The organism is Streptomyces sp. NPDC002004, assembly GCF_053593975.1.
Genome location: NZ_JBSFDP010000002.1, coordinates 160829 through 175210, shown reverse-complemented (window position 1 = coordinate 175210; position 14382 = coordinate 160829). Strand labels below are relative to the sequence as shown.

The following is a 14382-nucleotide window of genomic DNA, read 5'->3' as shown; positions in this document are numbered from 1 at the left end:
GGCACGGTCTACGGGAACGGGTGCGGCGGCACGTCCACCGGTGACTGCCCGGGCGCCAAGAGGGAGGCATGGGGCAGGGTGTCGCCGTGGAGCCGCGGCAGACCTTCCATTCTTCGGGTGCTGTGCCCGAAGGTCATCGGCAGGAATCCGGGGACGAAGGCACGCGCGCAGACCAGCCCGCGCCACCGCAGCTCAGGAGTGGTGACGTCGGCCGCGTAGACGACCGAGCCCACCGCCTCGATCCTTTCCCTGACGTGGTCGAGGTCCTCCCGGAGCGTGGCGAACACCGGACTCGCGTCCGACACCTCGGTCAGGCTGATGTCGGGACGGTCCCGCGTCGTCAGGAAGTCGAACCACTTCCTGGACGTGGGCAGGGCTCCGAGCAGGCTGTGGTCCGACATCGTCCGCACCGAACCGAAGTCGGTCGCCAACCGCTCGCCGTGCTCACGGTTCTCCTCGAAGGAATGCGTGATGGCGGCGAGGATGGCGGACACTTCGAGGATCGCCGACGCGGCTGCCGCCCTGGGGTACAGACTCGCGCCGGCCGACACGAAGGTGCAGGGACCCGATGTCGCATCGCGTTGGGCCAGCGCCACCACGACGGGGAGCCCGGTGTCCAGAGCCGCCCAGTAGAGCCGGATGCGGAATCCTGTGATGATCTCGACGCGTTCCACCAGGTCCCGGACCTCGCGGTCGGCCGGACCCAGCGTGAGCTCGGGAAGCAGGAGTCTGCGGTACCACGTCAGCAGGAAGGCGTCCCGCTCGACGATTTCGAGAATGCCGTGCAGCGTCGCTTCCTCGGGGCTCTGCCCCAGCGCGAAACCGTTCGACGTGTCGTAGAACAGCGGCTTCCGCGATGCGGACCTGGTCACCCAGGACAGCGCCATCTCGGGAAGATACCGGGCGGGCCCGTCACCGAGCGGGGTGACCTCGGCCCAGCGTATGTTCTCGTCCGCCTGCAACGGCGCGAAGGGAAAGTCCTCCTGCGCGTAGTGGGCGTCGAGGTGATAGCCGAGCGTGCGGGGATCGATGGCCCGCTCGCCCAGTTCGGCGAGCGACGCCTCGACGACTCCGTCATCCGCCCGGTAGTGGAAGCCGGTATAGCGTTCCAGCCCCTCGAGGACCGCCGTGACCCTGCTCTTCGAGAAGTCCAGGGTCCTGCCGATGCCCGGTTCCAGATCGCCGCTGTTCAGCGGCATACCGATCTGGGCCGCCGGAACCGGACCGTCCAGATCGAGGAGCGGCTCCCTGAACAGCGAGTGCGCGCCCACGTAGTCGGATGTCAGGGTCGACGGCAGTGCCCGCCGGCTGCGCAGGGTCCCGTCGGCCTTCAGCAGGAGCTCGGGCCCGGAATCGAAGCTGACCGCGCTCGCGGCCATGCGCGGGGTGCACACCGGGCAGCCCGACCTCGGAGGTACGCGCCCGTACTGCACCGCGCAGCTTGCCCGCTCGATCGTCGCGAGCGTGCCCGCGGGATGCCGGTCCTCCATGAGCGAGGCCGCGATCCGTGCGACGACGGCCTGCAGCGCGGGTCCGATCCGCTGCCACAGCACCGCGTGGTCCGTGCCCTGCGCCGTGTCGGTGTCGAGCGGCGCGTGACGCGGAACCTGCTGCCTGGTGACAAAGCTGGACAGGCACGCCGGACATCCGTTGTCGCCGCTGTAGTCGTACGCCAGCACGTACAGCCTGCTGCGCCAGAACAGGACCGCCACGCACTTGTCCTGCGTGTACCGGGGATCCGGGGGTCCGTGCAGCCGTTCCGGAGCCGTCAGCCGCCCCAGAAGGATCTCCGCCGGGCGCGGCGTGCCGTCAGCGGCCAGAAGAGCGGTGAGAAGGTTCTCGGTGGGCATCTCGTACGGCTGTTCCTCGTCTCCCGGCCTGCCCGGGTCCCGTAACGTCCTCACGGCAGTTCCACGAGCTGGACTTCGTCCCGCACGAAGGGCACCGCGTGCGGGAGGGGCTCGGCCTTCTCCGGCAGCGCGATGTGCTCCCGCACCTCCCGCCAGGTCCGGAAGTGCGGATTCACATGAACGAGAACGCCGGCGTCGTTGACCAGTCCGAGCAGCGCCATGGAGACGGCTTCCCCGTAACAGGCCCCCAGGCCGTGTGCGACCGCGCCCTCGGCCCCGAGTCCGGCTGCGCGGTAGAGGCCGTTCGGCAGGCGTGCGCCGACCCAGCGCAGCGCATCACCCCGCCCGCTGCGGGCGATGCTGCGCTCGATGTACCGGCTCGTGCGACCGCACTCGTCGTGACCCAGGTCCTCGGCCGTTATCGGGACCGGCCCGGACTCGCCGAGGGGTTCGCGCAGACAGGACCTCAGCAGCGCACGGTAGATCGCCTCGTCCACGGTCCACCCCGCGCCGAGGTTCCGCGCCGCCGGGCCCTCGGGCGTCGGGTCCGCGATCTGTTCGACGGCATTGAGGGAGGCCTGGTAGAAGGCCTCCCGCGAGGACAGCGTGGCGGCGCGCACCTCCCGGACGTGGGAGACACCCGCGAGGTCGGTGAGGACGGTGGCCCGGGCGGTCCCGAACGGAACCTGGGCCAGCTCGCCCCCGTCGAGGTCGAGGAAGGGTCCGACCCGCCGGTCCGTCCAGCCGGCCAGGGTGGCGATGATGCGGTCGTTGTCGTCGTGCAGCCGCTCTTCGTCCTGGGAACTCGTGATGTTCCTGCGGACGAGCTGCTCACGGCTGCCCTCGGCCGGGCCGCCGTGGTCGTCGGGCACCCTCGCCCGGTGACAGCGGCACCCCGAGTCGTGCCACACCGGATGCGGCTTGACCGCGAGCAGGCCCCCGTCGTCCGAGAGTTCGGTGGCCGCTGTGGAGCGGTCGCCCAGTCCGGCGCAGCGCACCACGATCGAGTGCACCAGGGCGGCCGCCTTCAGCTCGGCCGCCGTCTCCGCCGACGCGCCCTCGGGTGCGCCTTCGGCCGGGCCGGTCCACGTCCGGCCGTACCTGCACAGGCAGTCCCAGCAGCCGGTGGAGTCGGCGTCGGACCAGACGCTCCAGTGCAGTGGGCCGATCCCGCCCACGACGCCGTGCGGCACGCGCCGCTCCAGCAGGGCGTCCTGGATCCGGACGGTGTGCTCGTGCGGCAGAGCGTCCGCATCGACGACGGCCATCACGTCGTCCCGCCATCGGCTCCCCGCCGGGCCCGCGTCCGCCTCCGGCACCGGCACCGGCACCGGCCAGGAGGCCTCCCCGGACACGGAGTGGTACTCGGTCCGCAGGCCGTGCAGGAGTGACGCGTCCAGAGCTCGGCGCATGTGCTCGAGCCAGCCGGGGCTGCCGAGCAGGACGAGCGTGGTGCCGAGTACGGCGTCCAGCGCGCGCACCGGCTCGCTCGTCAGCTGGGAGAGATACGGGATCAGCCATGCCGAAGCGGATCCCTTCCGCTCCGCGTACCGGCTCAGCGGCTCGTCCAGGCGAACGGCGCAGCCGCGGGCGACGAGCGTGTCGAGCAGCCGTGACACCACGGGTTGCGAGGCGGCCGGGAACTCGTCCACGACGTCCCGCACCGCGCGGTTCCCGTCCAGCATGCCCAACAGTGTCGAGACCAGATCGAACGCCGCCGCGCCCTTCACCGTGAAGGATGCGGAGCCGTTGCCGATCCACACCCCCTCCGTCGTCCGCAGCACCGACACGTCGGGGCGCGCGACGACTGAGCCGGCGGGCCCGGCACCCCCGGTGAGAACGGTCGCTTGCTGCATGGTGTGAACTGCCCCCCGTATCCGATGTGTCCCGCAGTCAGCCCGCGTTGGAAAGGTCATTCACCGCGGGGTCGCTCACGCGGTGGACGGGCGTAGGTCGAGGAGAGCAGCGGGTGTCTGGTGACACCGTCGCCCTGGACCAGGTTCCGCACCGCCGACGCGATGAAGCCCCCGAAGAGCGTGCCGACGTAACCGTGGGACTGGAACCCCAGATGGAAGTCGTAGAGCGCCATCGCGGCACGCGTGGCGCACACCCGGTAGCCGTGCGACCCGGCCCACGAGTCCGCCTGATCGAGGTGGCCGTACATGGTGACGATCCCGCCGGCGGTCGCGAACTCGCGCTGCACGCCCAGGTCTTCCAGGTCTCCGAGGGCCGACAGCGGCGCGAGGAACGAGGACTCCTGTGCCGTGACGCGGTAGACGCCGGGCTCCAGTCCCTCACTGCGCAGCGCGAAGACGAACGCCTCGAGCGGGCCGGCGGAGTCGTCCAGGTCCCAGTCCGCGGAGTCGCGCTGCAGCGCGCCCCGGAGCAGATGGAGGATCGCCTGCGTGCGCACCGGCTCGTCCGCGTACTGCAGCGACGACCGCCGCTGGAGCAGCGTCTCCAGCAGGTCGTGACCCGGTCCGAGTATCTCCTCGTCCAGGTCGACGGGGACGGGGGCCGCATGCGCGAACGGGACGGGCGCTCTGCGGGCCGCGAGCCCGTCGGCCGTGCTCGTGCGCGCGCCGAAGCCGTTCAGCACGGGAAGCATCGTCGAGAGGTCTGATCTCATGGTTCACCCCAGTCCCATGACGGCCACGACGGGCTCGTCGGTCGGCGAGATGCCGAGATGCTCGCTCAGGGAACCGTCGTCCCAGTCCTCGTGGAGCGAGAAGTCCAGGGCCAGGTGCTCGGCCACCTCCCGGGCGCTGGTCAGCGCGCACCCCGTGTCGAGCAGGGCGAGCCGCAGCCCGAAGGTGCCGTACTTGCGGACCACCTTCCTGAGATTGCCGGTGACGACCAGCAGGAGTCGCCGGTCACCCGGCGGGACCCGCGTCGACAGCTGCGCCAGGGCGTGATCCCGCTCGCTGTAGGCGTAGACGCCCACCGGCAGCACGCTCTCGTCCCGCGACACCAGGTAGGCCGTGGCCGAACCGATGTTCCCGGCCGCAGCGGTCCACCGCTTCACCCATCCGTCCGAGGACAGTTCACGGATGCCGAACGCGATCTTGAGCACCAGGCCGGCCTCGGCGAGTCCGACGTCCGCCCGGCCTCCCGGTGCGGTTCGCCGGTGCTCACGGGCCAGCCTCGACAGATCCGGCTCCGGCAGCGGCACCTGCGGACAGCTCGGCCATTCCCGGAACTCGGACTGGAGCTTGATGTTCGACGACTGGTAGTGGGCCAGGTGCCCCTTGGGGTCGAGGAACCGGCGCGGGGGAAGCGCGACCGCCGCCTCGTACGCGGCGCAGTCGGGTGGTACGGACGCCTCCGGGCCCTCGCTGAAGGAGCAGGTGGGGCAGCCGGGACGCGTGGCGCTCGCCCGGTACGCCGTCGACAGGGTGGCGAGGTCGATCACGGCGGCGTCGAGCGGCAGATGGGTCATGGTCGCCCGCGATACGAGCGCGACGACATGGTGGGCGACGAGGCCCGCGACAAGGTCGAGTGAGCGCTCCGGCGGGTCACCCGCGGGCTTGTCCTCGCCCGATGTCCCGCACTGCAGACACGGCGTGAACGACGGGTCCACGTAGGGGCCCATGACCAGCGATGTCGCGTCGACCCGCACACGCAGGAGCGGCCGCCGCTCCTCCCAGCACCTGCGCTCCAGTCCGGCGAGCTCCGGCTGCGACTGCGCGGTCTCGAAGAAGACCACGAGCGTGTTCTCGGCGGCCGGCCGCCCGTCGTCGGCGTCGACGACGACGACCTCGCACACGTCGCCGAAGGCGCGCTGCGCAGCCTCCGCCAGGGCTCGGTCCCCGGTCAGCCGGACGGCGGCGTCGGCGAGCCTCGCGGCGCTCTGCGTCCAGGACCGGTTGGCTCCGGTGGAGTTGCCCAGACGGGACAGGAAGCAGGCGAACTCCGGCCGGACCGACGGCTCGTCGCCGGCGGGCACGCCCTCCTCCAGGGCCCCCGACGCCCAGAGCAGGGCCACGGACTTGTAGACGACGGACTCGTCGAGCCCCACCTCGGCGGCGAGATCCGCATGCGTCGCGGTGCCGTCGCACGCGGCGACCAGTCGGCCCAGGCTCTCGCGCGCGAACCTCCCCGTGAACACCTGCGGCCGGTCCGAGCCGTCGAGCATGACCGAGTCGCCGACCTGACGCAGCCGGACGCCCCGGCGCACGGCCGGGCGGACGGGAACGGCGATCTGCAGGTCGCTGCGTGCGGCCCGGCCTAACGTCTCCGCCTTCACTTCGGAAACCACCAGTACACCTCCCTACGGTTGGTTGACGCCTACGGAAGCCCTGTCACCGCGCCGGCGCCGCTCGGCGGGCGGTCGCGGAAGCGGTCGCCGCAGCGCGGGCAACGGTCCACGGCCACGGTCGAAGCCGTCGAAAACGTCCCGGCCACCATGTCGAACGTCCGGACCGTGCCCCCGAGTTCCTGAGGACCGGAGCGGAGCTCGTCCAGGGCCAGCGCGAGCAGCCCGTGGGCGATCGCGAGGTGCTGCGGGCCGAAGCCCTCCTCCAGCCCCCGGGTCGCCCGGCCGACGTCGTACGGCTGAGCCGGGTCCCTGTGCTGCTCGATGCGGGCCAGGTAGCACGAGTAGCAGGCCGTCGCGCCCGGGATGACGGCCGGCCCGCAGACGATCCTCGTCGGGAGCAGTTCGACCCCCACCGACGGGATGTTCCGTTCGAAGCCGATCCTGTCGAGCGTGTCGCGCCATGCCTCGTCCCGCCCCGCGTGCAGCGCCACCAGCATGGCGGCGTCGGGCAGTTCGGCTTCGTCGGCCGCCGCGGTCGTCGTCACCCGGCTCGACTCCGGGATTCCGTAGGCCTCGGCGTACTGCTCACCGAACGCGTCACGGACCAGATACAGACACTCCACCGGTGTTTCCCCCATGCGATCCACCCCCTCCACGCTATGCGAACGGCTGCGGATCCGGATTGACGGACTCTTCGTCATGGCTCTCGAACCCCATGGCCTGCGGCGCGGCGTAGAGCCGTGCCGTCGCGAGATAGCGCTCGCTGTGTATGAAGGACAGGGGCACCGCTTCCGGGACCAGCACCTTGACCGCGTGCATGCCCACCTGCCGCGCCTCGTCCGTGGTGACGTCCACCGCCAGGACCTCGGCCCCTCGGGCGGCGAGGCCGGAGACCGCGTGCTCCAGGGGATCCGCACCCGCCGGCAGGCGGGGCAACTCCTCGAGACGGCGTGTCTCCCGCTCCCCCTCCAGCAGGTGCCCGAAGGCCCCGCGCCGCTCGATCGAGGCGTTCCAAGCGGCCCCGCCGACCACGCTGACGGCCCCGTCGTCGGGTCGCCGCACCGGGTGCCGGGTCACGTGGTCGCGCAGCGCGATGCGCAGGGAGGCGAGTTCGCGGTAGATCTTGCCGACCGCCCGGTGCGGATCCAGGTCGCAGGTCGCGCACACGATCTGCGCGAGCGGGTCACCGTGGCCCGCGAGCTGGACGGCGTAGACCACGGGGATCCCGAAGTCCGTCGTGGCGTCGAAGAGCCGGACCTCGAGGTGACGCGACGTCCCGGTCTCCAGACAGGCACGCGCGAGCGGTTCGAGGAGGTCCGGATCGACCTGCAGCTGCGGGAGACGCAGTCTCTGCAGCCACGCCATCGACAGCGCATCCCGCTCGACGACCTCCAGCAGACCGCCGAGGACGGCACTGCGGATGTCGGAGTGGACGGCGGCCCCCGTGGTGACGCCCCGGGTGAAGAGTTCGGACCGCGACTCGGCCCGCATGTGCAGGTACACCGCGATGGCCGGCACCAGGACGGTGCGGCGCCGGGTGAGGGACCAGGCCCGGACCCAGCGGATGGGGACGTCGGGGTCGTACGGCTCCAGACCGCAGTCGCCGCGGCTCAGCTCACGTGCGGAGCACTGCGGCCAGCGGGTGGGCGAAACGAACTCGTCGGTGAGGGAGCTCTCGGCGGCGGTGACGATGTCGTCGTCATTCCACGAGCACGTCGAGTACCGCTCCAGGGCCTCGGCGATCGAAATCAGTCTCGCCCGCTGTCCGGTGAGGGCGCTGCCGACACCGTCGACATTTCCCATGTCGGCGTCGTGATTCCAGCCCCGCAGATTGTCCAGCACTTTCGCGGGATTGCCGAGGCTGGACACATGGACGGCGAAGTCCGGGTCGCCGTCGCCCGTGGGCAGAGGCGCTGTACGGGATACGAGACCGTACGGGGATACCAAGGAGCCAATCCGGCGTAAGTCGGGCGGATTGGACTCGAGTTGCCCCCCCGAAACCATACGATTCTCCCCTCCTCGAATCGGGATCATGGTACCTCACGCCGCACGGGACGAGAGTCTCCGATATTCACCGATGGCGCCGCCCTCATAAGGAGGCGGTGGTTCCCCCTCCGCCGAGCAGAAGGACGGGCGGCGCTTCCCGAGCGCCTATTAACGGGGTATTTCGGGGGCTGCTGTCCGCTCCAATCCGGAACTCGGGGTGCGGGAATCCTCCCTTCCGCGAGAGACCGTGGCGCCCATCACACGTCCGGATGAACAGAACATGTCCGTGCATGGAACCGGTGCCCACAGGCGGCCATCTCATCGGATGAACGACCTGGACAGCAGCGCCGCCCCCCGACCGCTGCAGACGGCGGACGGAGGAGTGCGCGTGCGCGGCATGCGTTCTTGGAGAGCCCGGATATCCGGGCCGATATCGGGTTTCCGGGCGATACCCGGACGGGCGACGGACGACCCGGCGACGAGCGGCCCGACGACCGGGCGACGCGCGGCGGGCGACCGGGCGACCGGCGAAGGCGCGGCGGCCACCGCCCGCCGGGAGACGAGCGCCGGGGCCGAGACGGGCAACGGCGACGCCGGACCCGGGATGCGCCGGCCCCGCCGTCGCGCCGTCGTGCTCGGCGGCGCCGCCGTCGCCGCGGCAGGGGCCGTCGCCGGGTGCTCCCGTACGGCACCGCCTCCCGGCCGCCCCGCCGCCCCCTCGCCCGCCTCGGGCAAGCCCGCCGCACAGGCCGAGCGGGCGCTGCTGCTCCAGGTGCTCGCCCACCCCGACGACGACCTGTACTTCATGAACCCGGACACCCAGCACACCGTGAGTGCGGGGGTCCCGCTGGTCTGCGTGTACGTGACCGCCGGCGAGGCGGACGGGGTCAACAAGATTCCCGGGCGGCCGCATCCGCCCGGGAACAAGGCCGCGTACGCGTCCTCCCGCCACCAGGGGCTGCGGCAGTCCTACGCCGCACAGCTCGGCCTGCCGATCTTCACCCAGTGGGACGTGTCCGTGCTGTCGCTGGGCGCGGGCTACAAGGCCGAGATCAACACCCTCGACCACCAGGGGCGGCGCGTCGAGCTGATCTACCTCGACCTCGCGATGCACACCCCGGCCGGGCACATGGGGGTTCCCGCGCTGTGGCGGCAGCCCAATCTGCTGCTGCGCACCGTCGTCCCGGAGGGGTCGCCGCTGGACACGGTCCAGGCGTACGACTACGACGCGCTCGTCGGTGTACTCGTGCGGCTCTTCGACCGGTACCGGCCCACGCTCGTGCACACCCTCGACCCCGACCCGGACATCCAGCACAGCGACCGGATCACCCAGATACGGGACAGCGAGCAGCCGGGGTACAGCGACCACGCCGACCACACCGCCGTGGCCTGCTTCACCTGGGCGGCGTTGATCCAGTGGGCGGGGGCGGACAGGAGCGGACCGCCCGCATTCGCGACCGCGGCCTACCGCGGCTACTACAACAACCACTGGCCGAAGAACCTCCCGGCGCGCGTCCTGGACGAGAAGGCCGCACACCTCGTGCCGTACGGCGGCGCCCCCGACTGGCAGTGCGGGAACCACGGCGGATGCGGCGACTACAACGTCGGCGGCGACCGGCCGCTCACCAACCGCAAGGGGTGGGTGCGCTCCACGCACTACCGGTACCCGGGGTCCCGGCTGGTGCTGGGGCAGGAGAAGGGCGGCCGGCTCACCGCGTACGGCGTCCTGGGGCTGCGGGCCGTGGCGTACCGGGAGACCGTGAACGGCTCGTTCGGCGAGCCCAGGGACCTGGGCGGCGGCCCGCTGGCTCCCGCCCTCGGTTCGGCCGTGCTGGACGACGGCCGGCAGCTGCTGTTCGGCCTGCGGCTGGCCGCGCTGGCCGGGCGGGGCGCCCAGAACGTACGCGAGATCGTGCTGCTGGAGCAGCAGGAAACCGATGGCGACTTCGCCGCGTGGCGGGGGCTCGGCAACCCCGAGTCCGACCCGGACCGCGGGCGCCGGATCGGGATACCCGTGGCCGTGACCGCGCGCGACGGACAGGTGCATCTGTTCGTGCGCAACGCCGACCAGGGCGTGAGCACCCGGGTGCGCGGCACCGACGGGAACTGGTCGCCGTGGACGTCCCTGGGCGGCGGCCCGGTGCAGGACGGACTGACCGCGGTCGTCGGCGCCGACGGCCAGGTGCATGTCTACGGTCCCGGACGGGACACCGTCCACCACTGGACCGCGAGCGGCCCGGTCCCGGCCACGGGGCTGCCCGCCCCGGCCGACGCCGTCGCCGCGGTCGGCGACCGTCTCCACTACCGGCCCCCGGCCTCGACCGAGCTCATCACGATCCGCGGGCCCGCGCTCGCCTTCCCCGGCTACGGCCCCGTGGTCGCCGCGGGCCCCTATCTCCTCGGCCGGGACGTGCACGGCGAGCTCCAGCTCTTGCACCGCGGACACATCATGCGCCCCTCCGCCACCCAGGTCAGCCTCGACGGGCCGGCCCTGAGCGTCACCGCACGCGGGCCGCTCGCGGGCGGCCTCTCCCCTGACGCCCGGCCCTGGGTGTGGCGGCCGGGGCAGTCGCAGGCCTGACACACACACGCACGAGCCCTGGGACGCGGTGCGGCCCGGGGCTCACGCATGTGCGGCCCCGGCCGCGCGGTGCCTGGCGCGCGGTGCCTGCCGCGCGGTGCCTGCGCAGGACGGGCGCGCGTACGCACGGCACACACGCGCGCACAGCAAAAGGGCCCGTACGACCGAAGTCGTACGGGCCCCTTTCGCAGCTCGTGGAGCTACCAGGTCATGCGGTCAACAATTACTTGTTGATCTTGGTGACCTGGCCGGCGCCGACGGTCCGGCCACCCTCACGGATGGCGAACTTCAGGCCCTCCTCCATGGCGACGGGCTGGATGAGCTCAACCTTCATCTCAGTGTTGTCGCCCGGCATGACCATCTCGGTGCCCTCGGGGAGGGTCACGACGCCGGTCACGTCCGTGGTACGGAAGTAGAACTGCGGGCGGTAGTTGTTGAAGAACGGGGTGTGACGGCCACCCTCGTCCTTCGACAGGATGTACGCCTGCGCCTCGAACTCGGTGTGCGGGGTGACCGAGCCCGGCTTGATGATGACCTGGCCGCGCTCGACGTCCTCGCGCTTGATGCCGCGGAGCAGCAGACCGACGTTCTCACCGGCCTGGCCCTCGTCGAGCAGCTTGCGGAACATCTCGATGCCGGTGACCGTGGTGGTGGTCTTCTCCTGCTTGATGCCCACGATGTCGACGGTCTCGTTGACCTTGAGGACACCACGCTCGATACGGCCGGTGACGACCGTACCGCGACCGGTGATCGTGAAGACGTCCTCGATCGGCATCAGGAACGGCTTGTCGACGTCACGCTCGGGCTGCGGGATGTTCTCGTCGACGGCCTTCATCAGGTCGAGGACGGTCTGGCCCCACTCCTTGTCGCCCTCAAGGGCCTTGAGCGCCGAGACCTTGACGACCGGCAGGTCGTCGCCCGGGAACTCGTACTCGGAGAGCAGCTCACGAACCTCGAGCTCGACGAGCTCCAGGATCTCCTCGTCGTCCACCATGTCGGCCTTGTTCAGGGCGACGACGATGTACGGAACGCCGACCTGGCGGGCCAGGAGCACGTGCTCCTTGGTCTGCGGCATCGGGCCGTCGGTGGCGGCGACCACGAGGATGGCGCCGTCCATCTGCGCGGCACCCGTGATCATGTTCTTGATGTAGTCCGCGTGACCGGGGCAGTCGACGTGGGCGTAGTGACGCGACTCGGTCTGGTACTCGACGTGCGCGATGGAGATGGTGATACCGCGCTGGCGCTCCTCGGGAGCCTTGTCGATCTGGTCGAAGGCCGAGGCCTCGTTCAGGTCCGGGTACGCGTCGTGCAGCACCTTGGTAATGGCGGCCGTGAGGGTCGTCTTACCGTGGTCGATGTGACCGATGGTGCCGATGTTGACGTGGGGCTTAGTCCGCTCGAACTTCGCCTTCGCCACGGGGTCCTCCTGTGGAGTGGTTCTGAACGCCTTGCTTCATCGGCGCCAGGTGATCTTTGCTGGAAAGTCCGGGCCCGGGGGCATTCCTCCGCTGTTGCGGCGGAATGCCCCGGCAGGCTCCGGAGTCAAGCCTAGAGCGTGAACTCGAGGGGTGAGTTACTCGCCCTTGGCCTTGGCGATGATCTCCTCGGCGACGTTCTTCGGAACCTCGGCGTAGGAGTCGAACTGCATCGAGTAGCTCGCGCGACCCGACGTCTTGCTGCGGAGGTCGCCGACATAGCCGAACATCTCCGACAGCGGGACCAGGCCCGTGACGAGCTTGGCACCGTGGCGGTCTTCCATCGACTCGATGAGACCACGACGGGAGTTGATGTCACCGATGACGTCACCCATGTAGTCCTCGGGCGTCGTCACCTCGACCTTCATCATCGGCTCGAGCAGGGCCGGGGAGGCCTTGCGAGCGGCCTCCTTGAAGGCCATCGAACCGGCGACCTTGAAGGCCATTTCGGAGGAGTCGACCTCGTGGTAGGCACCGTCGAGGAGGATGACCCGGACACCCGTGAGCGGGTAGCCGGCGAGCACGCCGAACTCCATGGCCTCCTGGCAGCCCGCGTCCACGGAAGGAATGTATTCCTTCGGGATACGGCCACCGGTGACCTTGTTGACGAACTCGTAGCCGTCGCCCTCGAGCGGCTCCAGCGCGATCTGCACCTTCGCGAACTGACCGGAACCACCGGTCTGCTTCTTGTGGGTGTAGTCGAACCGGTCCACGGTCTTGCGCAGGGTCTCGCGGTACGCGACCTGCGGCTTGCCGACGTTGGCCTCGACCTTGAACTCACGCTTCATACGGTCGACCAGCACGTCGAGGTGCAGCTCGCCCATACCCGCGATGATGGTCTGGCCGGTCTCCTCGTCGGTGTGCACCTTGAAGGAGGGGTCTTCCTCGGCGAGACGCTGGATGGCGACACCCAGCTTCTCCTGGTCGCCCTTCGACTTGGGCTCGATGGCGACCTGGATGACCGGCGCCGGGAAGTCCATCGACTCGAGGATGACGGGCTTCGCCGGGTCGCAGAGGGTCTCACCGGTGGTGGTCTGCTTCAGACCCATGACGGCGACGATGTCGCCGGCGCCCACCGACTCGATCTCCTCACGCTTGTTGGCGTGCATCCGGTAGATCTTGCCGATGCGCTCCTTCTTGCCCTTGACCGAGTTCTGCACCTGAGAACCCGACTCCAGGCGACCGGAGTACACGCGGACGAAGGTGAGCTTACCGAGGTGCGGGTCGCTCATGATCTTGAACGCCAGCGCCGACAGCGGCTCCTCGTCGGACGGCTTGCGCTTGACGGCCTCGTCCGGGTCGTTGACCGCGTGGCCCTCGATCGCCTCGATGTCGAGCGGCGAGGGGAGGTAGCGGACAACGGCGTCGAGCAGCGGCTGGACACCCTTGTTCTTGAACGCGGTACCGCAGAACACGGGAGTGATGGTGGTGCCGCCACCCTTGCCGGAGTTGATGGTGATGCGGCGGATCGCCGTGTACAGCTGCTCCACGGTGGGCTCCTGGCCCTCCAGGTACAGCTCCATCAGCTCTTCGTCGTTCTCGGCGACCGTCTCGAGGAGCTTGCCGCGCCATTCGTCGGCAGCTTCCTTGTGGGTGTCCGGGATGTCGACGGTGTCGTACATCTCGCCCTTGGTGGCCTCGGCGGACCACACGAAGGCCTTCATCGTCACCAGGTCGACGACGCCCTTGAAGTCGGCCTCGGCACCGATCGGCAGCTGCATCACGATCGGGGTCGCACCCAGGCGGTCCGTGATCATGTCGACGCAGCGGTGGAACTCGGCACCCGTACGGTCGAGCTTGTTGACGAAGCAGATGCGCGGCACGCGGTAGCGGTCCGCCTGACGCCACACGGTCTCGGACTGGGGCTCGACGCCGGCAACGCCGTCGAACACCGTCACGGCACCGTCGAGCACGCGCAGGGAGCGCTCCACCTCGACGGTGAAGTCGACGTGACCCGGGGTGTCGATGATGTTGATCGTGTGGTCGACGTTCTCCAGCGGCCAGTGACACGTGGTGGCAGCAGAGGTGATCGTGATGCCACGCTCCTGCTCCTGCTCCATCCAGTCCATGGTGGCAGCGCCGTCGTGGACCTCACCGATCTTGTACGAAACACCGGTGTAGAACAGGATCCGCTCGGTGGTCGTCGTCTTGCCCGCGTCGATGTGGGCCATGATGCCGATATTGCGCACCTTGGCCAGGTCAAGTGAAGTGGTAGCCATAAGGCTCAGTCTT

9 protein-coding genes are annotated in these 14382 nt (G+C 70.0%); 1 reads left to right on the top strand and 8 read right to left on the bottom strand.

Annotation, left to right across the window (positions count from 1 at the left end; all coding sequences use genetic code 11):
* Positions 1–8: 8 nt before the first annotated feature.
* The 6 genes from ACWCP6_RS03765 to ACWCP6_RS03740 are packed head-to-tail and all read right to left on the bottom strand — an operon-like array spanning position 9 to position 8055.
* Positions 9–1904, bottom strand: coding sequence for a YcaO-like family protein (locus tag ACWCP6_RS03765; RefSeq protein ID WP_450930701.1), 1896 nt, complete (start codon positions 1902–1904; stop codon positions 9–11).
* Positions 1901–3706, bottom strand: a complete 1806-nt coding sequence (locus ACWCP6_RS03760; protein WP_450930700.1) for a hypothetical protein — start codon at positions 3704–3706, stop codon at positions 1901–1903. The genes ACWCP6_RS03765 and ACWCP6_RS03760 overlap by 4 nt, the downstream gene beginning before the upstream one ends.
* A 56-nt stretch (positions 3707–3762) precedes the next feature.
* Positions 3763–4479, bottom strand: coding sequence for a tpaF (locus ACWCP6_RS03755; protein ID WP_450930699.1), 717 nt, complete (start codon positions 4477–4479; stop codon positions 3763–3765).
* A 3-nt stretch (positions 4480–4482) separates the two neighbouring features.
* Positions 4483–6108 carry a tpaE gene (locus ACWCP6_RS03750; protein ID WP_450930698.1) on the bottom strand — a complete coding sequence of 542 codons (1626 nt, stop codon included), beginning with the start codon at positions 6106–6108 and terminating at the stop codon, positions 4483–4485.
* Between the two features lie 29 nt (positions 6109–6137).
* Positions 6138–6746, bottom strand: a complete 609-nt coding sequence (locus ACWCP6_RS03745) for a TOMM precursor leader peptide-binding protein (RefSeq protein ID WP_450930697.1) — start codon at positions 6744–6746, stop codon at positions 6138–6140.
* 19 nt (positions 6747–6765) lie between these two features.
* Positions 6766–8055: a YcaO-like family protein gene (locus ACWCP6_RS03740; RefSeq protein WP_450930696.1), complete on the bottom strand. Its 1290-nt coding sequence runs from the start codon at positions 8053–8055 to the stop codon at positions 6766–6768.
* 643 nt (positions 8056–8698) lie between these two features.
* Here ACWCP6_RS03740 and ACWCP6_RS03735 point away from each other — a divergent pair.
* The gene (locus tag ACWCP6_RS03735; protein ID WP_450931094.1) at positions 8699–10675 is read left to right on the top strand and encodes a PIG-L family deacetylase; all 1977 of its coding nucleotides are present in this window, start codon (positions 8699–8701) and stop codon (positions 10673–10675) included.
* Between the two features lie 223 nt (positions 10676–10898).
* Here the strand turns inward: ACWCP6_RS03735 and tuf are convergent, their stop codons facing one another.
* Together tuf and fusA are read right to left on the bottom strand one after the other, a co-directional pair.
* The gene (gene tuf, locus ACWCP6_RS03730) at positions 10899–12092 is read right to left on the bottom strand and encodes an elongation factor Tu (protein WP_450930695.1); all 1194 of its coding nucleotides are present in this window, start codon (positions 12090–12092) and stop codon (positions 10899–10901) included.
* Positions 12093–12248: 156 nt separating this feature from the next.
* Positions 12249–14369, bottom strand: coding sequence for an elongation factor G (gene fusA / locus ACWCP6_RS03725; protein ID WP_450930694.1), 2121 nt, complete (start codon positions 14367–14369; stop codon positions 12249–12251).
* Between the last annotated feature and the right edge of the window lie 13 nt (positions 14370–14382).